This window comes from Roseomonas sp. AR75 (assembly GCF_005222815.1).
Lineage (GTDB): Bacteria > Pseudomonadota > Alphaproteobacteria > Acetobacterales > Acetobacteraceae > Falsiroseomonas.
Genome location: NZ_STGB01000006.1, coordinates 1 through 19939, shown reverse-complemented (window position 1 = coordinate 19939; position 19939 = coordinate 1). Strand labels below are relative to the sequence as shown.

Genomic DNA, 19939 nt, shown 5'->3' with positions numbered 1-19939 from the left:
TGGCGGCATGACGGCTAGAAGCGATTCGCCATGCAAGCCCCGGCCCGCCGTGTCCGCATCGCGCCCTCCCTGCTCGCCGCCGACTTCGCGCGGCTGGGGGAGGAGGTGCGCGCCATCGAGGCCGCAGGCGCCGACTGGCTGCATCTCGACATCATGGACGGGCATTTCGTGCCCAACATCTCCTTCGGGCCCGCCCTGGTGAAGGCGCTGCGCAAGCACTGCGGCCTGCCCTTCGACGTGCACCTGATGATCGCCCCGGTTGATCCGTACCTGGCCGCCTTCGCCGAGGCCGGGGCCGACCTGATCAGCCTGCACCCGGAAGCGGGGCCGCATCTGCACCGGTCGCTGCAGACGATCCGGGCGCTGGGGAAGAAGGCCGGGGTGGTACTGAACCCGGCGACGCCGGTGGCGGCAGTGGAGCCGGTGCTGGACCTCTGCGACCTCGTGCTGGTGATGTCGGTGAATCCGGGCTTCGGGGGCCAGGGGTTCATCCGGTCCCAGCTCGGCAAGATCGCCGCGCTGCGCGCGATGATCGACGGGACCGGGCGGGAGATCGCCCTGCAGGTGGATGGGGGCGTCACGGCGGAGACGGCGCGGGATTGCGTCGCCGCCGGGGCGGATGTGCTGGTGGCGGGAACGGCGGTGTTCGGGGCGAAGGATTACCGTGCCGCGATCAACGCGTTGCGCGGCGTGGGGGGAGGCTGATGGAAGGCTTGCTGCGCGGCGCCCGCCGCATCCTGGCGAACCTGAAGCCGATCCGCGTGCCGGACAGCCCGGCGCGCGCCTTCCGCGACCTCTGGCCGGGCGATGCGGCGCGCGGCGCGCGGCTGCTGCGCGGCGAGTTCGAGGTGATGGGCACCGTCCGCCCGCTGCGCCCGGCCGAGGCCGATGGCGCGCAGGACTGGGCGGCGGGCTCCCCCGCCTGGCGGGCCGCGGCGCATGGCTTTGCCTGGCTGCGCGACCTGCGCGCGCTGGGCACCGATGCCGCGCGGCTGCGCGGGCGGGCGCTGACCGCGGATTGGCTCGCGCTGCGCGAGGATCCGCTCACCGAGGCGCCGGAAGTGGCGGGCGCGCGCATCTCCGCCTGGCTCGGCCACTGGGATTTCCTCGCCGCCACGGCCGAGGACGCGTTCCGCAAGCAGATGATGCAGCGGATGGCGCAGGATGCGCGCAACGTGGTGGCGAGCCTGCCGGCCGAGGCGGCGCATCGCGGCGCGCTGGTGGCGCTGAAGGGCGGCATGGCGGCGGCGGTGGCGCTGGAGGAGGAGACCTGGCTCGCCCGCTGCGTGCGCTTCCTGCCGCAGGAGCTGGAACGCCAGTTCAACCCCGATGGCGGCCATGTGGAGCGCAGCCCCTCCCAGCTTCTGGCGGCGATCCAGGACCTGATCGAGATCCGCAACCTGCTGCATGGCGCGGGCGTGGACACGCCGACGCTGCTGCCGGTCGTGCTGGACCGCGCCGCGCCGGCACTGCGGCTCATGCGCCATGCCGATGGCGGGCTCGCGCTGTTCAACGGCACGCGGGAGGAGCCGGCGGCGATGCTCGACCTGGTGCTGACCCAGGCGCAGTCGCGCGGGCGGGCGCCGGCCGCGCTGCCTGACAGCGGCTTCCATCGCCTGGCGGCGAGCCGCACGCTGGTGCTGGTGGATTGCGGCTCGCCGCCCGCCGGCCGCCGGGAAGCGGCACCGGGCGGCCTGCCGCGCGGCGCCGACCGCTTCGCGCATGCCGGCACGCTGAGCTTCGAGATGTCGGTCGGCCGCGACCGGCTGATCGTGAATTGCGGCGCCGCGCCGGCGGCGGAAGGCGAGTGGCGCGACGCCCTGCGCGCCACCGCGGCGCATTCCACCCTGGTGCTGGCCGACACCAATTCCAGCGAGCTGCGGCCCGAGGGACTCGGCCGGCGGGTGGACGCGGTGGAGGCCGACCGGCAGGAATCGAACGGCGCGCAATGGCTGGAAGCCGCGCATGACGGCTGGGTGAAGCAGTTCGGGCTGCGCCACCGGCGGCGGCTCTATCTCTCCGAATCCGGCGACGATCTGCGCGGCGAGGACGTACTGGAGCCGGAGCGGGAGGTGCAGGTGCCCGGCTTCGCCGTGCGCTTCCACCTGCATCCGGCGGTCGTCGCCAGCCTTCAGCAGGACGAGGCGGGCGTGCTCCTGCGCCTGCCCTCCGGCGTCGGCTGGCGGTTGCGGGCGAAGGGCGCGCGCGTCGCGATCGAGGAGAGCATCTCGCTGGCGGCGGAGGCACGCCGCAGCCAGCAGGTGGCGCTGCATACCGAGGCCGGGACCGGCAGCATCCAATGGGCGATCAGCCGCGTGAGCATGCCGGCGCCGGCCAGCGGGGAGCCCGCTGAGGAGAAGTGATTCCTTCCGTCCCGCGCCTCGTTAGCCCTCCCCCGCGTGCGGGGGAGGGTTGGGTGGGGGCGGCACAGGCTTCGGCCCGAGGTAGCGCGGCCCCCACCCCGACCCTCCCCCGTGAACGGGGGAGGGAGAGTCCGGCATGAAGATCCTCGAAGTCATCAACGTGGATTTCTCGCTGCGCCACTTCCTGGTGCCGCTGATGCGCGGGCTGCGCGCGCGCGGGCATGAGGTGGTGGGCGCCTGCGCCGATGGCCCGCTGCTCGACGCGCCGCGCGCCGAGGGTTTTCGGATCGTGCATGTGCCGATGGCGCGCAGCATGAACCCCTTGGCGCAGGCGCGCTGCCTGGTCGCGCTGGTCGCGCTGTTCCGGCGGGAGAAGCCCGACCTGGTGCACGCGCATATGCCGATCAGCGGGCTGCTGGCGCGGCTGGCGGCGAAGATCGCGGGCGTGCCGCGCATCGCCTATACCTGCCACGGATTCCTGTTCAACCAGCCGGGGCCGTGGTGGCGACGGCGCCTCTCGCTGTTCCTGGAACGCGCGGCGGGACGGATCACGGATGTCTACCTGACGGTCAGCGAGGAGGAGGCGGCGGATGCGCGCCGCCTCGGCATCCATCCGCGCGCGACGGCGGTGCTGAACGGGCGCGATCCCGCGCGCTTCCATCCCGACCCCGCAGCGCGCGAAGCCATTCGCGCGGAACTCGGCGCGCGCGAGGAGGACTGCGTCGTCGTCGCCGTTTCCCGCATGGTGCGGCACAAGGGCTATCCCGAGCTGCTGTCGGCGATGCGCGACACGCCGCAGAACTGCGTGCTGTGGGTGGTGGGCGAACGCCTGCCGACCGACCATGGCGAGGACATGGAGCCGCATTTCGAACGCGCCGCGCAGGCGCTGGGGCGGCGCCTGGTGCGGCTGGGCTATCGCCACGACGTGAACCGCGTGCTGGCCGCGGCCGATGCGTTCTGCCTGCCCTCGCATTTCGAGGGGCTGCCGATGTCGGCCATCGAGGCGATGCTGGCCGGACTGCCCGTGGTCTCCACCGATATCCGTGGCCCGCGCGAGATGGTCTCGGCGGGCGAGACCGGGCTGCTGGTGCCGCCGATGACCGTTGCGCCGCTGGCCGAGGCGCTGACGGCGCTCGCGCGCGACCCCGCGCTGCGGGCACGGATGGGCGCGGCCGCGCGGGCGCGGGCGCTGGATCGGTTCGACGAGGCGAAGGTGGTGGCGCGAACGGTGGCACTGCTGGAAGGTTGAAGCGCGGCGCGCGCGGGTTCATACGGCGCGCGACTTCTTCCTCCGGGTGTTCATCCGATGACCGACCGCCTTCCCGTCCACCGTGCGCTGCTTTCCGTCTCCGACAAGGCGGGCATCGTGGAGTTCGCGCGTTTCCTCGCCGGCCAGGGCGCCGAGATCCTGTCCACCGGCGGCACCGCGGCGGCGATCCGTGCGGCGGGCATTCCCGTGAAGGACGTGTCGGACCACACCGGCTTCCCGGAGATCCTGGACGGGCGGGTGAAGACGCTGGTGCCGCAGGTGCATGGCGGGCTGCTCGGACGGCGCGACCTGCCGGAGCATCGCGCGCAGATGGAAGAGCACGCCATCGCGCCGATCGACCTCGTGGTGGTGAACCTCTACCCGTTCGAGGCGACCGTCGCGCGCGGCGCGCCCTTCGAGGACGTGGTGGAGAACATCGATATCGGCGGACCCGCGATGATCCGCTCCGCTGCCAAGAATTTTGCGTCCGTCGTCGTCGTCACGGAACCCGACCAGCTTGCGGAGGTGCGGGCTGAGCTGGAGGAAGGCGGCACGACGCTGGCGCTGCGGTGCCGCCTGGCGCACGCCGCCTATGCGCGCACCGCGGCCTATGACCGCATGATCTCGAGCTGGTTCGCGCGGCAGAACCGCGAGGCCTTTCCCCGCCGCATGGGCGTGACCGGCGTGCTGCGGCAGGAACTGCGCTACGGCGAGAATCCGCATCAGCAGGCGGCGTTCTACACCGACGGCTCGCATCGGCGCGGCATCGCCACCGCGCAGCAGGTGCAGGGCAAGGAGCTGTCCTACAACAACCTGAACGACACGGACGCGGCGTTCGAATGCGTGGCGGAATTCGACCGGCCCGCCATCGTGATCGTGAAGCACGCCAATCCCTGCGGCGTGGCGGAAGCCGATGATCTTGCCATGGCCTGGGACCTCGCCTTGCGTTGCGATCCCGTCTCCGCCTTCGGCGGCATCGTCGCGGCGAACCGCACGCTGGATGCGGCGGCGGCGGAGCGCATCGCCGCGATCTTCACCGAGGTCGTCATCGCGCCGGACGCGGATGACGGCGCCAAGGCGGTGTTCGCGCGCAAGAAGAATCTGCGCCTGCTGCTGACCGGCGGCGTGCCGGACCCCGCCGCGCCAGGCATGCTGGTGAAGTCCGTTGCCGGCGGCTTCCTGGCGCAGACCGCCGACAATGGCCGCGTGACGGAGGCGATGCTGCGCGTCGTGACGCAGCGCGCGCCGACGCCGGCCGAGGTCGCCGACCTGATCTTCGCGTTCCGGGTCTGCAAGCACGTGAAGTCCAACGCGATCGTCTATGCGAAGGGGCTGGCGAGCGCGGGCATCGGCGCGGGGCAGATGAACCGGCTGGAGAGCGCGCGCATCGCGGCGTGGAAAGCGGAGGCGGCGGCGAAGCAGGCAGGGCTGCCCGAAAGCCTGGCGAAGGGCAGTGTCGTCGCCTCCGACGCGTTCTTCCCCTTCGCGGACGGGCTGGAAGCGGCGGCGGCGGCGGGCGTGACGGCGGTGATCCAGCCCGGCGGCTCGATCCGCGACAAGGAGGTGATCGCGGCGGCGGACCAGGCGGGGCTGGCGATGGTGTTCACGGGGATGCGGCACTTCCGGCACTGAGCTTCGGCGCAAGTACCCCCACCCCGACCCTTCCCCGCAACAGCGGGAGAGGGAGCAGCTTGGTGCCGATTCAGGTGTGCCGCGCGCAGGCTGCCCAGGCGCCACCGGCGCCATAGCGCGCGCAGCGGCCATCCTCGGCGAGGGCGAAGAGGTGCAGCCAGGCGTTGTCGAACAGCGCCGCCACCTGCGGATGACGCGCGAGGATGGCGCTGATCGCCTCGCGCGGCGCGGCGATGTAGACATTCAGGCGCAGCGGCTCATGCGCCAGCGCCTCGCCGTCATGCACGGATTGCCAGGGCAGGCCGGTGCGCAGCGTGCCGCCATTGCCCTCGACCACGCCGACGCCGCCGACGACGTTGTGCAGCAGCTTGTTGCCGCCACCGAACGCCTCGGGCGCCACGACCGAGCCGTAGTACTGCAGGCTGATCCAGCTCGCCACGACCACGGGCGCCGTCAGGATCAGCTCCAGCACGCCGAAGTTTTCGTCCGCGCGCCAGTCATAGTCGTGCAGGAAGGCGCGGCCGCCGAGGTCGCTGCGGCTGGTCATGGCGCGTGGCGCGGCGATGAAGGCGCGGCAGCCGGCCAGGCCCCATTCGGGGCGCGTCTGCGACCAGTCGCGGCCGCGCTGCGCGACGGCGGCGGCCTGCGCGCCGGGCAGGCGCAGCGCGCGTTCCGCCCGCGCCAGCGCGCCGGCCTGCGCGAGCCAGGACTGCGCCTGGCGCAGCGCGGCGTCATGCGCGGCGGAGGGATGATCGGCGGCGTGAAGCGTCACCGCATCGCTGATGGTGTCGTGCAGCGCGCCGAGGAACAGCGTGTCGTCGGGGATGGCGATGCCGCGCGCGACGAGGCCCTCGCGCACCGCCGCATCGTTCAGCAGTCCGGCGAGCAGCCGCGCGCTGACATCGCCCTGGTGCCCGCCGCAGGCGCCGCAATGCAGGGCGCTGGCATGCGGGTTGTTGACCACGCCGGCACCGTGCCCCGCCAGGATGACCAGCGGCGCGAAACCCGTGGTGAGCGACATCGCGCGCAGCACCGCCTCGGCGGTCGCGACGCGCTGCGCCAGCGGCAAGGTGGCGGCGAAGTGCGGGGTCGGGTCGGGCTTGCGGGCGCGACGCAGGCCGATCGCATCGCGCAGCAGCCCCCAGCCATGCAGCAGCCCCGCCGATTCCACGAAGGCGAAGGAGGAGACGGCGGCCTGGCTGAAGCGGCCCCAGGCGCGCTTCGCCCGCGCACCGATGCGCGCGCGCTGCGCGGCGGCGTCGCCGGGCACGGCATCGCAGCTCAGCAGGCTCGGGCGCAGCAGCACCGGCAGCCGGTTCTCCACCACATCGGAGGCGAAGGGGCGGTGTGCCAGCGGCAGGCCGAAGAAGCCGGCGAAGCCCTGCGTGCGGATGCCGGGATCGAGCGATTCCAGCGCGCGGCGGAACACCTCGGAGCGGACATCGATGCAGAAGGCCATCTGCAGCGCCGGGCGCGCCGGCATCGCCGGGGCCGGCGCGAGCGCGGTGATCGTTGCCGCGATGTCGCGCTGCGCGGCGCGGTCCGCGGCGTCCTGCAGGATGGCAGCCAGCGCATCGTCGGGCGTCGGCGCGAGCGGCGTCGCATGCGCGTCCAGCACCGTGCGCCAGCGCGGACCGATGGCGGCGGCATGCTGCGCCAGCAGCGCCTCCTCCCACACCAGGCGCACGGCAAGCAGCTCGGCCAGGGTGGTGTCGGCGCCGCCCGCCAGCTCTGCCTCGAAGCCGCGCTGGCGGGCGAGCTGCGCCCAGCCGCCGAGCGTCATCAGCAACCGGTGCAGCAGCGTCTCCAGCGCATCGCCCGGCACGCCGAGCGCGGCGAGGGCGCGCAGCGTCGCGGTCTCCGCCTCCATCGGCGCGGCGGCCACATGGGCGCAGAAGCCGGGCAGCCCGAGGATCTCGGGCGTCAGGTCGCGCAGCGCGGTGGCGCGCCAGGAGGCGTAGAGCGCGCCGCGATGCGTGGCGGGCCACAGCGCCTGGCCCTCGTCGAACCAGCCGGCGGCGAAGGCGCCGAGGCGCTCGGCGATGATGCCGGGCCAGTCGGTTCCGGTCGCCTCCGCGACGAGATCCGCGACAGTGGGCAGCGCCCGCGGCGGCGCCTCGGGCGCTGCGAGCGCGGCGCGCAGCGCGGCGAGATCGGCCGGGCGCTGCGCCGCGGGCGCGGCGGCGAGCGCGGCGGCGAGGTCGCCCTCCGTGATGGCGCCGGCGGCGATGCGCTGCGCGAACCAGTCGCGCGGCATGGTGGCGCGCAGGCCGCCGACGCGGCGCAGCCGCGCCGCGGCCATGGCGAGGTCCTCGTCCGCCTGGCCGAGGAACGGGTTCACCGCGACGGTCGCCGCGAGCGGCCAGGCCGGCGGGATGTGCTTCAGGGCGCGGTCCAGCGCGATGTCGAGCGCGGGGATCGCGGCGGCCTGGGGCGTGTCGAAGGGCATCTCGGGAAACACTCCGGTCAGGCGGTCGTGCGCAGGGCCCAGCCGCGCAGCAGCCGGTCGGTCAGGGCGTTCACATAGAGGCCGTTGGCGAGGTGTACGCGCAGGCCGGAGGCCGCCGGGTGCTGCGCCCAGAGCGGGAAGGTCGCCTGGGCGAAGGCGGTCAGGCCGAAGCCGAGCACCGCCACCACGATCAGCACCCATTCCAGCGCGCCCGGCGCGGGTGCCGGCGGCAGCACGCCGGCGGTCAGCGCCTCCGCGCCGCGTTGCAGGGCGAAGTAGCCGATGGCGGCAGCGCCCGCCGCGGCGGAGATGCGCAGGGTCAGCGGACCGGGCGCAGCATCGGCGAAGCCCTGCGCCAGCAGGTAGGCGACGCCGAGCACGAGGATGGCGGCGAGCGCGATCGCCTGGGGCGACTTGCCCTCGATGCCGAAGGCCGCGCCGATCACGGCATAGAGCAGCAGCGCCGCGAGGAAGGCGCGGCCGACGGCGCGCGCATCCGGCACCGCGACCGGGCCGGGGCGGCGGATCGCGGCGACCTTCTCCACCGCCGTGCCCGAGGCGAGGAAGGCATGCGCCTTGTAGAGCGAGTGGGCGACGATGTGCAGCAGCGCCAGCGGGAACAGCGCCAGGCCGCATTGCAGGATCATGAAGCCCATCTGCGCGATGGTGGACCAGGCCAGCGCGGTCTTCACCGCGGGCTGCGTCAGCATCACCAGCCCGGCAAACAGCGCGGTGAAGCCGCCGAGCATCGCCAGCGCGGCCAGCACGCCGGGCGCTTCCAGCATCACGTCGGCGAAGCGGATCAGCAGGAAGCCGCCGGCATTGATCAGCCCGGCATGCAGCAGGGCGGAGACCGGCGTGGGCGTTTCCATCACCTCGGTCAGCCAGCCATGCGTCGGGAACTGCGCCGATTTCAGCAGCGCGGCGAGCGCAAGCAGCGCGGCGGCGGCGGTGGCGAAGCCGGGGGCCTCGCCGTCGCGGGCGGCGGCGTTGATGGCGGCGATGTCGGCGGTGCCGAAGCCGGCCAGCAGCAGCAGCGCGGCGCCGGCCAGCGCGGCATCGCCGGCGCGCGCGAAGATCGCCTTCTTGCGCGCGGCGCGCTGCGCGGCGGGACGCTCGGGGTAGAACAGCAGCAGGCGATGCAGGCCGAAGCCGGCCAGGCCCCAGGCGAGCACCAGCACCAGCAGGTTGCCGGCGGTGACCAGCAGCAGCGCGGCGGCCAGCGTCAGGCAGAGCCACGCGGTGAAGCGGCCCTGCCCGGCCTCGCCATCCAGGTAGGTGGCGGCGTAGCGCAGCACGACCCAGCCGACGAAGGCGACCAGCAGCAGCATGGTGGCGGAGACGGCATCCAGTCGCACCAGCGCAAGCGGCGCGCTGCCCGCGCCCTGCAACGCCAGCAGCGCGACGCTGCCCAGCGCGACGGCCAGCGCCGTGCCGGCAGCCAGGTTCGCCGCGCGCAGGGTGGCGGCGGGGCGCAGGCCCGGGCCGCGGAAGGCAAACGCGGCGGCGGCGACCAGCGCCAGGGGCGCCAGCAGGGGCAGAAGGTGGCTCGGCATCGGGGCTTTCGGTCCGGGTCGGTGCCGCGCCGGGTAGCAGCCCGGACCATGCCAAGGAATGACATTGTTTCGCGCATTTCGTTCGGATAAAGCGAACGACATGCCGGAGCTGAACTACCACCATCTGCGCTACTTCCGCGCCGTCGCCCGGGCCGAAAGCCTGACCCGCGCGGCAGAGGCGCTAAACCTCGCCCCCTCCGCCCTGTCGGCGCAGATCCGCGCGCTGGAGCAGCGGCTGGGCCAGGACCTGTTCGACCGGCAGGGGCGGCGCATGGTGCTGACCGAGGCCGGGCGCATCGCGCTGGCCCATGCCGACACGATCTTCGCCGCCGGGGAGGAGCTGGTGGCGACGCTGCGCGAGGCCGGCCGCGGCCAGCGCGTGCTGCGCGTCGGCGCGCTGGCGACGCTGTCGCGCAACTTCCAGCTCGGCTTCCTGCGCCCGGTGCTGGGTCGCAAGGACGTCGAGGTGATCCTGCGCTCCGGCAGCATGGCGGAGCTGCTGCGCGATCTCGGATCGCTGGCGCTGGACGTGGTGCTGACGAGCGAGCCGCCTTCCGGCGGCGCCTTCGTCGCGCATCGCCTGGCGGAGCAGCCGGTGAGCCTGGTGGGGAAGCCCTCGCTGTTCGCCGGGCGCGTGACGCTGGCAGAGCGCCTGGCCGCGGCGCCGCTGATCCTGCCGGCGCCGGAATCCGGCCTGCGCGCGGGATTCGAGGCGCTGCGCGAGCGGCTGGGCCTCACGCTCGAGATCGCGGCGGAGGTGGACGACATGGCGATGATGCGCCTGCTGGCGCGGGAAGGCGTCGGCCTGGCCGTGCTGCCGCCGATCGTGGTGCGGGACGAGCTCGCCTCGGGCGAATTGCAGGAGGCGGATCGGCTGCCGGGGCTGGTGCAGCCCTTCCATGCCGTGACCGTGCCGCGTCGCTTTCCGAATCCGCTGCTGCAGGCACTGCTGCGCGCGGCCTGATGCTTCACCACGACAGGGCGGCGTGGCAGTGACCGTGGATGGACCCGCTCCTCGACGGCTATCGCCGCTTCCGCAACGAGACCTGGCCGCAGCAGCGCGCGCGGTTCGAGCGTCTGGCGGCGCAGGGACAGACGCCGCACACCATGATCATCGCCTGTTCCGACAGCCGGGTGGACCCGCAGATGATCTTCTCGGCCGGGCCGGGCGAGCTGTTCGTGGTGCGGAACGTGGCGAACCTGGTGCCGCCCTACATGCCGGATGCGGCCTTCCACGGCACCAGCGCGGCGGTGGAGTTCGCGGTGCGGGTGCTGCGGGTGGGGCGGCTGGTGGTGATGGGGCATGCGCTATGCGGCGGCATCGGCGCGCTGCTGCGCGGCACGCCGCCCGAGGCGACGGATTTCGTCGCGGGCTGGATCGGCATCGCCGCCGGCGCCCGCACTGCGGCGCTGCGCTGCGATACGCCGGATGCGCAGCAGGAAGCGGGCGAGCATGAGGCGGTGCGCATCTCGCTGGCGAACCTGATGACCTTTCCCTGGGTGGCGGAGGCGGTGCAGGCCGGCGGCCTTCGGCTGCATGGCGCGCATTTCGGCGTGGCCACCGGGCGGCTGCTGCTGCTGGACGCGGCGACGGGCGCCTTCACGCCGGCCTGATCCGTGCCAGACTCGCCCCGCGAATCGGGGAGTTTCGATTCCGTTGCCCGAGTGGTTGCCGCCCGCCGTGATCGCCGCTGCCGTGCTGCTGGCCGGGCTGTTGCTGCTCGCGGCGCGGCGTGGGCGGCAGGCGGAGGCGTTCGGGCGGCTCGCCGCGACGATGGAGGCGATGGCGGCGGCGCAGGAACGGCTGGCCGCGCGCACCGAGGACCGGCTGCGCGCGCAGGAGCGCGCGCTGGCGGAGCGGCTGGACGCGGCGGCGACGCGCACGCAGGAGACGGCGGGGGCGATCCAGCAGCGGCTGGCGGTGATCGACGCGGCGCAGGCGAACATCGCGGCGCTGGGCGGGCAGGTGACCTCGCTGGCCGCGATGCTCGGCAACAAGCAGGCGCGCGGTGCGCTGGGCGAGGTGCAGCTGCGCGAACTGGTGGCGGACCGGCTGCCGGCCGAGGGATTCCGGTGGCAGCACACGCTGTCGAACGGGACGCGCTGCGACTGCCTGGTGCTGCTGCCCTTCCCGCCCGGGCCGATCGCGGTGGATTCGAAGTTTCCGCTGGAAGCCTGGGCCGCCTGGCAGGATGCGCCGAGCCAATCCACGCGTGACCTCGCGCGCCGGCGCTTCGCGCAGGACGTCCGCCGGCATGTCGGTGACATCGCCCGGAAATACCTGATCGCGGGGGAGACGGCGGAAGGCGCGCTGATGTTCGTGCCGTCCGAGGCGGTGCACGCCACGCTGCATGCGGAGCTGCCCGATCTGGTGGCGGAGGCGGCGCGGCTGCATGTGCATATCGTCGGCCCCTCCACGCTGTGGGCGGTGCTGAACACGATGCGCGGCCTGCTGCGCGATGCGCGGCTGCAGGCGGAGGCGCGGCGCATCCGGGCGGAGGTGGAGAAGCTGGCTGAGGAGACGGCGCGGCTGGAACGGCGCGTCGCCGCGCTGCGCACGCATCACGCCGCGATGGGGCAGGACATGCGCGAGATCGAGACGAGCGCGGAGAAGATCGCGCGCCGTGGCGAGGCGATCCGCGCGCTGGACATCCCCGACGAGACACGGAGTGCCGCCGAATGATACCGAGCGGAGCAGGGAGCGACCTGCGGCCGGCACAAGCCGGCCGAGGCCGCGAAAGCTGCCCGCGCCAGGTGGCGCGGAGCCAAGCGAAGCGCCGGCGTCTGAGGGACGAAGGTGAAACCTTCGTCCGCTCGGCGTGAGCGCGCTGCAGATCCAGTCCGGCATCGGACTCCTGGCGTTGTGCCTGCTGGCCTGGGCGCTGGGCGGGTTCCGGCGCGTGTCCTGGCGGATCGTGGTGGCGGGGCTGGGGCTGCAACTGCTGATCGCCGTGCTGCTGCTGCAGGTGCCGGCGCTGCGTGCCGTCTTCGCGCTGTTCGGCGACGCGGTGAATGCGCTGGCCGCGGCGACGCGGCAGGGCACGTCGCTGGTCTTCGGCTATCTCGGCGGCGGGCCGCTGCCCTTCGACGAGAAGACCCCGGGATCGAGCTTCATCCTGTTCTTCCAGGCGCTGCCGCTGGTGCTGGTGGTCGGTGCGCTCTCCGCGCTGCTGTACCACTGGCGCGTGCTGCCCTTCGTGGTGCGCGCGCTGTCGCGCCTGCTGCGCCGCGCCTTCGGCATCGACGGCGCCACCGGCTTCGCGACGGCCGCGAATGTGTTCGTCGGCATGGTGGAGGCGCCGCTGCTGGTGCGGCACTGGATCGGCGGCATGTCGCGCAGCGGGCTGTTCGTGGTGATGACGGCCGGCCTCGCCACGATCAGCGGCAACATGCTGGTGGTCTATGCGCTGTTCATCGCGCCGGTGGTGCCGGATGCGGCGGGGCAATTGCTGACCGCAAGCCTGATCTCGGCCCCCGCCGCGGTGCTGGTCGCGCTGCTGATGATCCCGCCCGAAGCCGAGGCGGTCGCGCCGGAGCGCGAGCCGGAGACGCCGCGCATCTACGACAGCGCGATGGAAGCGGTGGTGCGCGGCACGATGGACGGGCTGCAATTGCTGCTGGGCATCATGGCGATGCTGATCGTCTTCGTCGCGCTGGTCGCGCTGGTGAATGCCGCGGTCGAGCCGCTGACCGGCTTCACGCTGCAACGGCTGGTCGCCTTCCTGTTCTGGCCGCTCGCCTACGCGATGGGCGTGCCGGCGGAGCAGGCGATGACCGTGGCGAATTCGCTCGGCGTGAAGGTGGTGGTGAACGAGTTCGTCTCCTTCCTGGAGCTGGGGATGTCGGGCGGGCTCGGGCTCGATCCGCGCTCGCGCCTGATCCTCACCTATGCGCTGTGCGGCTTCACGAATTTCGGCTCGGTCGGGATCATGCTGGGCGGCATGGTGGCGATGTGCCCGGAGCGGCGCGCGGATATCGTGAAGCTCGGCCTGCCGGCGCTGGTGAGCGCGACCATCGCCTGCTGCATGACGGGGGCGGTGGTGGGGCTGCTGACGGGGCCATGACGCCAGACAAGCCCTCTCCCCCACTTATGGGGGAGAGGGTTGGGTGAGGGGGACGTGGAAGGCGGGTGACGCGCGTATGGTTCTGCATGCCCCCCCTCACCCTTCCCTCTCCCCCCTGCGGGTGGAGAGGGTTCTTTCGGCACGAAGGAAAACGCATGATCGACATCTTCGGCGAGCCGCATCCCGGATCGCACCGGCCGTTCAGCCATGCGACGCGGGCGGGCGGGCTGGTGTTCGTCTCGGGGCATTCCGCGCCGCACGATCCCCACAACGGCATCCATCGCGGCGCGACCGCCACCGAGCAGGTGCGGGAAGCGCTGGCGGAGATGGCGCGCATCCTGCACGAGGCCGGCAGTTCGATGGATCGCGTGGTGATGGTGACGATGCTGATCACCGACCCAGCGGACTACCACGACTGCAACGCGGAATACGTGAAGCACTTCCCGAACGGCCTGCCGGCGCGCCACACGGTGCGCTTCGGCGTGCCGACCGAGGCGAAGGTCGGCTTCTCCTGCATCGCCATCGCGGCAGCTTGACGCGGCAAGGAGGCGGGGATTGCATCGCGCCATGCGAAGCCGCCTGCTCCAGCGCAGTCTGCGCAGCGATCCGCCGCTCGCCCTCAGCGGCGAGGGCATCTTCGTCCGGGATTCGAACGGCAACACGGTCATCGACGGATCGGGCGGCGCCGCGGTGGCGTGCCTGGGGCACGGGCATCCGCGCGTGCTGGCCGCGATGCGCGCCCAGCAGGGCAAGCTCTGCTACGCGCACACCGCGCTCTATTCCTGCGAGAGCGCGGAGGCGCTGGCCGATCTGGTGCTGGAAGGCGAGCCGGGCGGGCTGACCCATCTCTACCTCTGTTCGTCGGGCAGCGAGGGCACCGAGGCCGCGCTGAAGCTGGCGCGCCAATACCACCTCGAACGTGGCGAGCCGCAACGAACGAAATTCATTGCGCGGCGGCAGAGCTATCATGGCAACACGCTCGGCGCGCTGGCGGCCAGCGGCAACGCCATGCGCCGCGCGCCCTATGCGCCGATCCTGAGCGACGCCTTCTCCCATGTCTCGCCCTGCTACGCCTATCGAGACCGGCGCGACGACGAATCCGAAGCCGACTACGTCGCGCGCCTGGCCGCGGAACTCGAAGCGGAATTCCAGCGGCTTGGCCCGCACACCGTCGCCGCCTTCATCGCGGAGCCGGTGGTGGGTGCCACGCTCGGCTGCGTCACTGCCCTGCCCGGCTATTTCGAGGCCGTCCGAACCATCTGCGACCGGCATGGCGCGCTGCTGATCCTGGACGAGGTGATGTGCGGCATCGGCCGCACCGGCACGATGCATGCGTGGGAACAGGAGGGTGTCGCGCCGGACATCCAGGTGGTCGCGAAGGGGCTGGGCGGCGGCTACCAGCCGGTGGGCGGCATCCTGATCGGCGGCAAGGTGGTGGAGGCGATCCGCGCGGGCTCCGGCGCCTTCATGCATGGCCACACCTACCAGGCGCATCCCGTCGCGGCCGCGGCGGCGCTCGCCGTGCAGCAGGTGATCCGGGAGGAGGGACTGCTGGACAACGTGCGCCGCATGGGCGCGCTGCTCGGCGAGCGGCTGACGGAGCGGCTCGGCAACCATCGCCATGTCGGCGACATCCGCGGCCGAGGGCTGTTCTGGGCGGCGGAATTCGTCACCGACCGCGCGACGAAGACGCCCTTCGATCCCGCCCTTCAACTGCATGAGCGTGTGAAGGCGGAAGCCTATGCGCGCGGCCTGGCCTGCTACCCGATGGGCGGCACGATCGACGGGCGGCAGGGCAACCACGTGATCCTGGCGCCGCCCTATATCGTCACGCGGGAGCAGGTGGAGACGATTGTCGAACGCTTCGGCGATGCGGTGGAAGCGGCGCTGGCCAACTTGCCGTGCGGATAATGGCGCGGGCGCGGCACAACTCTTGACAGATTGTCATCGTCGGAAGGCCAGGCCGGGCGTAGGCCGCGCGCAGGCCGCCTCCTACACAGGCAGGCCGTTGCAAGCGTGACCGGAGGACGTGCCGTGGCTGCGACACCCAACCTGAACCGCCGTCACCTCGCCGGCGGGGCGCTGGGCCTGACGGCCGGCGCGCTGGTCCACGCCTCGGCCGTCGCGCCGGCGCTGGCGCAGGGCACCGCCGCGCAGGGCGGCACGCGCCAGCTTGGCGGCGGCGTCAGCTACACGCAGATCGGACGGTGGGATGTCGAGAGACTGAACCGCATCCTTGCCGTGGACACGCCCGCCTTCGCGCAGCTTCCCGTCGCCTATACGCCGGCGCGGCAGGCGGTGCGGCTGTTCAAGGTGGCCTATCCCTCCGTCGTGCCGGAGCGCGACAACCGCCCGGTGACGCTGAGCGGCCTGGTCGCGGTGCCGGAGACGGATGCGCCGCGCCTGCCGCTGGTCTCCTATCAGCACGGCACGGTGTACCGGAAGAACGAGGTTCCCTCGGCGCCGGAGAACTCGCCGGAGACGCAGCTGATGATCGCGCAGTTCGCGGGGCAGGGCTACGCGCTGATCGGCGCCGACTACATCGGCATGGGCGATTCGCGCGAGCCGCAGGGCTACATGGTGAAGGGCAGCCACCAGCAGGCAACGGCCGACCTGCTGCCCGCCGCGCACGCCGTGCTGGCCGACCTCGGCAAGACGGCGCCGGCGCTGATGATCGCGGGCTGGTCGCAGGGTGGCTATGTGACGATGGCGATGCTGGAGCGGCTGGAGCAGCTGGGCGTGCCCGTGCGCGCCGCCGCCACCGCCAGCGCGCCGGTCGATCCCTGGTGCAGCCTGAACGGCTTCCTGAACTTCCCGCGCCCGATCGATGCGAGCTGGGTGACCACGCTCTTCATCCTCTGCGGCTTCTCCTATGAGACCTACTACAGCGTGCCGGGGCTCGCCCGGTCGCTGCTGCGGCCCGAATTCTACGATGTCTCGCTGGCGGCGTACAAGGACGAGCCGATCGATCCCGCGACGGTGCCGACGAGTGTCCGCAGCCTGGTGCAGGCGGAGTATTTCGACGCGGCGTTCTTCCGCCGCTCCGCCTTCGGCCGGCTGATCGCGGCGAACCAGGCCTATCGCTGGGTGATCCGCACGCCGACCCGCAACTACTACGGCGAGCAGGACGAGGTGATCAGCCTCGGCGCCGGGACGCTCGCGATGCATTTCCAGCAGGCGATCAACAACGATACGGTCACGGCGGTGTCGACCGGGGCGACCACTCATCGCGGCACCTTCGCCAGGGCCGTACCGGAATGGAAAGCGTGGTTCGACGCGGTGGCAGCGGCCTGAAGCCGTTGTCATGCCACGCGTTGCGTCGGCGTCGCGTCACCCATTGATACAATCGCGATCCGGTGGCGGTGAACCCGGCTTGCGTCGGGGCGTTCTCCCATCAGCGCGGCAATCACGCCGCCCAACGATCGGAGGACCAGATGGACAAGGACCGCCTGAAGGGCATGGGCAATCAGGTCAAGGGCGAGGTCAAGAAGACCGTCGGCGAGATGACCGGGAATGAGCGGATGGAAGCCGAAGGCCATGTCGACAAGGCCAAGGGCAAGGTCCAGGAGAAGGTGGGCGAGGCCAAGGACGGTGTGCGTGACGCCGTGGATGGCGGCAACCGCACCTGATCAGGCCCTGATCGCATGAAGAAGGCCGGGAGGGGTGACCCTCCCGGCCTTTTTTCATGGCGTCGTTCGCGCGTTCAGCGGCGCAGGCCGAGGCGCCCGATCAGGCTCTCGTAGCGGGCCTGGTCCTTCTTCTTCAGGTAGTCCAGCAGGCCGCGCCGCTGGCCCACCAGCACGAGCAGGCCGCGCCGGCTGTGGAAATCCTTCGGATGCGTCTTGAGGTGATCGGTCAGGCCGGAGATGCGGTCCGACAGCAGCGCCACCTGCACCTCGGGGCTGCCGGTGTCACCGGGCTTGGTAGCGTAATTCTTGATGATCTCGGCGCGCTTCTCGGCGCCGGTGGTCGTGGTCGACATCGTCCATCCTTCGAGACAGGGGTTATTCGCCCCCGCCCTCCGCACGCTCGCCGGTGAGCACCCGTTCGGGGTGCATCCATCCGTCCTCGAGCCGGCAGAGGCCGATCAGGCGCCCCCCCGCCATGGCGCGCACCAACCCGCCATTCGGATCGGCTGCGTCGGGAACCCGTCCCATCAGGTCCACCAGGCTCAGCGCCTGGCCCTGGAAGAGGCGGGCGGCCTCGGCTTCGGAAACGGCCAGTGCCGGGATGTCGGCCAGCGCGGTCGTGACCGGAAGCAGAAGGTCCGGGGAAGGGGGCGGGGTATCGCCCGAACCGAGCAGGCTGTCCAGCTTGATTCCGTGCTCCTCGCGAAAGGGTCCGACCCGCAGCCGGCGCAGGGCGGCGATATGGCCGACCGTGCCGCAGGCCCGCGCCAGGTCGCGCGCGAGGCTGCGCATGTAGACGCCCTTGCCGGATTGCACGTGGAAGATCGCGGTGTCGGCGTCTGGGCGCGCGATCAGTTCGAAGCGGTCCACGCGCGCGGGGCGCGGCGCGATCTCCACCGCCTGTCCTTCGCGTGCCAGGTCATAGGCGCGTTCGCCGGCGATCTTGATGGCGGAATAGATCGGCGGCACCTGCATGATGTCGCCGCGGAACCGTGGCAGCGCGGCGTTGATCTGCTCGTCCGTCGGGCGGATGTCGCTGGTCTCGATCACCTTGCCGTCGGCGTCGTCGGTGTCGCGCGCCTCGCCGAAGCGCAGCGTGAAATCGTAGGTCTTGGTGCCGTCCATCACATAGGGGACGGTCTTGGTGGCGGCGCCGAAGGCGACCGGCAGCAGGCCGGTGGCGAGCGGATCCAGCGTGCCGCCATGGCCCGCCTTCTGCGCGTCGAACAGGCGCTTGACCTTGTTCACCACATCGGTGCTGCCGATGCCGGAGGGCTTGTCCACGATCAGCCAGCCATCCAGCGGCCGGCCCTTCGGCTTGCGGTTCTGGCGGCGATGGCCGTGATGGCCGCCGCGCTGCCCGCCACCGCCATGTCCGCTGGGACGGCCGCGGCCGTCGCCTCTACGCTCACTCATGCGAAACTCCGGGGAAGGCGCGGGGGCTAGCACGGAACGCGGGCGGCGTCAGGCCGCGGGATGCGCGATGGCGTCAGGCCAGCAGTGCAGCGGCTTCGGGCGAGACGGCGGCGCCATCGAAGGCACGCACGACGGTGACCGCGCCAAGGCGCGCGCCGTGCGCCATGTCCTCGGAGATGATGCCCGTGCAGCCGGCGGCGCCGGCGGTGGCGAGGAGCATGGCGTCCCAGAACTGGAAGCGACCGGCGAGCGCGGCCGCGAGGGCGGCATCGAGACAGCTTGCCGAAGCTACGGCAGGCGTACCGAAGGCTGTCAGCCACCGCCGAACCTGCGCGGCGGCATCCGCCGCAGGCATCTTTCGCTTGCGACGCGCCGCATGGAAGAACTCAGCGAGGGCCTGCAGCGTCAGAACGCCACCAGACTGCGCCAGTCCCGCCACGATGGCGTTTGCGGCCTGCTGGCGTTCGTCGCCGCTGTCGACGCAATAGATGAGGATGTTGCTGTCGAGGGTGACCGATGCCACCGACTACCCCCCACGGTCGTCGTACAAGGCGTCGCGGTCGAAAGCCCAGGGCGCCAATTGGCGCGGCTGCATAGCCCAGGCGATGCTCTCATCCAACGCCTTCCGCTGTTCCGGCGTCAGCACCCGCTTCGCGGGCGCCGCGGGCTGCGGCGCTTCGCGCACAAGGCGGGCCACGGGCACGCCGTCGCGCAGGATCACCACATCCTCGCCCTGCTCCACCCGGGCGACCAGTTCAGGCAGGGTCTCGCTGGCCTCGCGCAGCGTCACGCCGTCCATGGCGGCACCTCCGGCCCCAATCTAGGGATGGCCGCGCGCCGGGTTCAATCCTCGTCCGGCGCGGCGGCAGGCTTCGGGCCGAGGTCGCGCTGCACTTCCGGGCGCTTCAGCACGGCGTCGATCTTCATCGCGTAGTCCAGCGCGGTGTCCGGCTGGAAATGCAGTTCCGGCGCGAATTTCAGGCGTACGGCATGCGCCACCTGGCGCTTCAGGAAGGGCGAGACGCGCTTGAGACCGGCGAACTGCGCCGCCGTGAGGTCGCGGCCGAGGCCGCTGACGAAGGCGGTCATGTGCTTGAGGTCGGGGGAGGCGCGCACCTCCGTGACCGTCACATGCAGGCCATGCAGGTCGGGATCGCGGAATTCCTCGCGCGTGAAGACGGCGGCGAGGGCGTGGCGCACCTCCTCCGCGACGCGAAGCTGGCGCTGGCTGGGGCCGTGGGTGTCGGCGCCCTTGGGGTCGTTCTTGCGGGCCATGGGTGGGCTTCCATCAAGCCCTCTCCCCCTCATGGGGGAGAGGGTTGGGTGAGGGGGACGCGCAGGCTGCGGAACGCGCTCCGCAACCGGCACGGGGGGGGGGGGGGGGGGGGGGGGGGGGGGGGGGGGGGGGGGGGGGGGGGGGGGGGGGGGGGGGGGGGGGGGGGGGGGGGGGGGGGGGGGGGGGGGGGGGGGGGGCCCCCCCGCGCTCCACCTCAGGATGGGGGATCTCCGCATGACCAGCCTCGCCACCCTGCCGGGCTTCCTGGCCTATTTCGTCACCGGCGTCGTGCTGCTGGCGGTGGC

General features: G+C 72.2%; 19 protein-coding genes. 12 read left to right on the top strand and 7 right to left on the bottom strand.

Features of this window, described 5'->3' with window-relative positions; genetic code table 11:
* The first annotated feature begins 30 nt into the window (after positions 1-30).
* The 4 genes from rpe (at position 31) to purH (ending at position 5244) form a co-directional block, all read left to right on the top strand.
* Entirely contained in the window at positions 31-705 is a 675-nt protein-coding gene (rpe, locus tag E4T13_RS24690; protein WP_137181031.1) for a ribulose-phosphate 3-epimerase, read from the top strand.
* On the top strand, positions 705-2363 hold the full coding sequence (locus E4T13_RS24685) for a heparinase II/III family protein (RefSeq protein ID WP_170985230.1): 1659 nt from the start codon (positions 705-707) through the stop codon (positions 2361-2363). The genes rpe and E4T13_RS24685 overlap by 1 nt, the downstream gene beginning before the upstream one ends.
* 136 nt (positions 2364-2499) lie before the next feature.
* Complete coding sequence (locus E4T13_RS24680; protein WP_137181030.1) at positions 2500-3612, top strand: glycosyltransferase family 4 protein; 1113 nt, start codon at positions 2500-2502, stop codon at positions 3610-3612.
* Positions 3613-3669: 57 nt separating this feature from the next.
* Positions 3670-5244 carry a bifunctional phosphoribosylaminoimidazolecarboxamide formyltransferase/IMP cyclohydrolase gene (gene purH / locus E4T13_RS24675; RefSeq protein WP_137181029.1) on the top strand — a complete coding sequence of 525 codons (1575 nt, stop codon included), beginning with the start codon at positions 3670-3672 and terminating at the stop codon, positions 5242-5244.
* A 70-nt stretch (positions 5245-5314) separates the two neighbouring features.
* Here the strand turns inward: purH and E4T13_RS24670 are convergent, their stop codons facing one another.
* Positions 5315-7693, bottom strand: coding sequence for a YbcC family protein (locus tag E4T13_RS24670; RefSeq protein ID WP_137181028.1), 2379 nt, complete (start codon positions 7691-7693; stop codon positions 5315-5317).
* A 17-nt stretch (positions 7694-7710) separates the two neighbouring features.
* Entirely contained in the window at positions 7711-9249 is a 1539-nt protein-coding gene (locus tag E4T13_RS24665) for a proton-conducting transporter membrane subunit (protein ID WP_137181027.1), read from the bottom strand.
* Between the two features lie 100 nt (positions 9250-9349).
* Here E4T13_RS24665 and E4T13_RS24660 point away from each other — a divergent pair, with 100 nt between their 5' ends.
* From E4T13_RS24660 to E4T13_RS24625, 8 genes are all read left to right on the top strand, one after another.
* Positions 9350-10213, top strand: a complete 864-nt coding sequence (locus E4T13_RS24660; protein WP_137181026.1) for a LysR family transcriptional regulator — start codon at positions 9350-9352, stop codon at positions 10211-10213.
* A 38-nt stretch (positions 10214-10251) separates the two neighbouring features.
* The gene (locus E4T13_RS24655) at positions 10252-10863 is read left to right on the top strand and encodes a carbonic anhydrase (RefSeq protein WP_137181025.1); all 612 of its coding nucleotides are present in this window, start codon (positions 10252-10254) and stop codon (positions 10861-10863) included.
* 43 nt (positions 10864-10906) lie between these two features.
* On the top strand, positions 10907-11932 hold the full coding sequence (locus tag E4T13_RS24650; RefSeq protein ID WP_240791279.1) for a DNA recombination protein RmuC: 1026 nt from the start codon (positions 10907-10909) through the stop codon (positions 11930-11932).
* Positions 11933-12068: 136 nt separating this feature from the next.
* On the top strand, positions 12069-13313 hold the full coding sequence (locus tag E4T13_RS24645; RefSeq protein WP_137181023.1) for a nucleoside transporter C-terminal domain-containing protein: 1245 nt from the start codon (positions 12069-12071) through the stop codon (positions 13311-13313).
* A gap of 155 nt (positions 13314-13468) precedes the next feature.
* Positions 13469-13849, top strand: coding sequence for a RidA family protein (locus tag E4T13_RS24640; protein ID WP_170985229.1), 381 nt, complete (start codon positions 13469-13471; stop codon positions 13847-13849).
* A 31-nt stretch (positions 13850-13880) separates the two neighbouring features.
* Positions 13881-15224 (top strand): aspartate aminotransferase family protein, encoded by a 1344-nt coding sequence (locus E4T13_RS24635; protein WP_137181021.1) that lies wholly within the window; start codon positions 13881-13883, stop codon positions 15222-15224.
* A gap of 123 nt (positions 15225-15347) precedes the next feature.
* On the top strand, positions 15348-16607 hold the full coding sequence (locus E4T13_RS24630) for a hypothetical protein (RefSeq protein ID WP_206030302.1): 1260 nt from the start codon (positions 15348-15350) through the stop codon (positions 16605-16607).
* 140 nt (positions 16608-16747) lie between these two features.
* Positions 16748-16942: a CsbD family protein gene (locus E4T13_RS24625; RefSeq protein ID WP_137181020.1), complete on the top strand. Its 195-nt coding sequence runs from the start codon at positions 16748-16750 to the stop codon at positions 16940-16942.
* A 74-nt stretch (positions 16943-17016) separates the two neighbouring features.
* Here the strand turns inward: E4T13_RS24625 and rpsO are convergent, their stop codons facing one another.
* The 5 genes from rpsO to rbfA form a co-directional block, all read right to left on the bottom strand.
* Positions 17017-17295 (bottom strand): 30S ribosomal protein S15, encoded by a 279-nt coding sequence (rpsO, locus tag E4T13_RS24620; RefSeq protein WP_137181019.1) that lies wholly within the window; start codon positions 17293-17295, stop codon positions 17017-17019.
* A gap of 22 nt (positions 17296-17317) precedes the next feature.
* On the bottom strand, positions 17318-18358 hold the full coding sequence (gene truB / locus E4T13_RS24615) for a tRNA pseudouridine(55) synthase TruB (protein WP_137181018.1): 1041 nt from the start codon (positions 18356-18358) through the stop codon (positions 17318-17320).
* 73 nt (positions 18359-18431) lie between these two features.
* Positions 18432-18881, bottom strand: a complete 450-nt coding sequence (locus E4T13_RS24610; RefSeq protein ID WP_137181017.1) for a PIN domain-containing protein — start codon at positions 18879-18881, stop codon at positions 18432-18434.
* Positions 18882-18884: 3 nt separating this feature from the next.
* Complete coding sequence (locus tag E4T13_RS24605) at positions 18885-19157, bottom strand: type II toxin-antitoxin system Phd/YefM family antitoxin (protein WP_137181016.1); 273 nt, start codon at positions 19155-19157, stop codon at positions 18885-18887.
* A 44-nt stretch (positions 19158-19201) separates the two neighbouring features.
* Positions 19202-19633, bottom strand: coding sequence for a 30S ribosome-binding factor RbfA (rbfA, locus tag E4T13_RS24600; RefSeq protein ID WP_137181015.1), 432 nt, complete (start codon positions 19631-19633; stop codon positions 19202-19204).
* Positions 19634-19939 lie beyond the last annotated feature (306 nt).

What these genes read in the sequence shown, in the direction of transcription:
- rpe (WP_137181031.1), top strand. Translation starts at nt 31, where the DNA reads ATGCAAGCCCCGGCCCGCCGTGTCCGCATCGCGCCCTCCCTGCTCGCC.
- E4T13_RS24685 (WP_170985230.1), top strand. Translation starts at nt 705, where the DNA reads ATGGAAGGCTTGCTGCGCGGCGCCCGCCGCATCCTGGCGAACCTGAAG.
- E4T13_RS24680 (WP_137181030.1), top strand. Translation starts at nt 2,500, where the DNA reads ATGAAGATCCTCGAAGTCATCAACGTGGATTTCTCGCTGCGCCACTTC.
- purH (WP_137181029.1), top strand. Translation starts at nt 3,670, where the DNA reads ATGACCGACCGCCTTCCCGTCCACCGTGCGCTGCTTTCCGTCTCCGAC.
- E4T13_RS24670 (WP_137181028.1), bottom strand. Translation starts at nt 7,693, where the DNA reads ATGCCCTTCGACACGCCCCAGGCCGCCGCGATCCCCGCGCTCGACATC.
- E4T13_RS24665 (WP_137181027.1), bottom strand. Translation starts at nt 9,249, where the DNA reads ATGCCGAGCCACCTTCTGCCCCTGCTGGCGCCCCTGGCGCTGGTCGCC.
- E4T13_RS24660 (WP_137181026.1), top strand. Translation starts at nt 9,350, where the DNA reads ATGCCGGAGCTGAACTACCACCATCTGCGCTACTTCCGCGCCGTCGCC.
- E4T13_RS24655 (WP_137181025.1), top strand. Translation starts at nt 10,252, where the DNA reads ATGGACCCGCTCCTCGACGGCTATCGCCGCTTCCGCAACGAGACCTGG.
- E4T13_RS24640 (WP_170985229.1), top strand. Translation starts at nt 13,469, where the DNA reads ATGATCGACATCTTCGGCGAGCCGCATCCCGGATCGCACCGGCCGTTC.
- E4T13_RS24635 (WP_137181021.1), top strand. Translation starts at nt 13,881, where the DNA reads ATGCGAAGCCGCCTGCTCCAGCGCAGTCTGCGCAGCGATCCGCCGCTC.
- E4T13_RS24625 (WP_137181020.1), top strand. Translation starts at nt 16,748, where the DNA reads ATGGACAAGGACCGCCTGAAGGGCATGGGCAATCAGGTCAAGGGCGAG.
- rpsO (WP_137181019.1), bottom strand. Translation starts at nt 17,295, where the DNA reads ATGTCGACCACGACCACCGGCGCCGAGAAGCGCGCCGAGATCATCAAG.
- truB (WP_137181018.1), bottom strand. Translation starts at nt 18,358, where the DNA reads ATGAGTGAGCGTAGAGGCGACGGCCGCGGCCGTCCCAGCGGACATGGC.
- E4T13_RS24605 (WP_137181016.1), bottom strand. Translation starts at nt 19,157, where the DNA reads ATGGACGGCGTGACGCTGCGCGAGGCCAGCGAGACCCTGCCTGAACTG.
- rbfA (WP_137181015.1), bottom strand. Translation starts at nt 19,633, where the DNA reads ATGGCCCGCAAGAACGACCCCAAGGGCGCCGACACCCACGGCCCCAGC.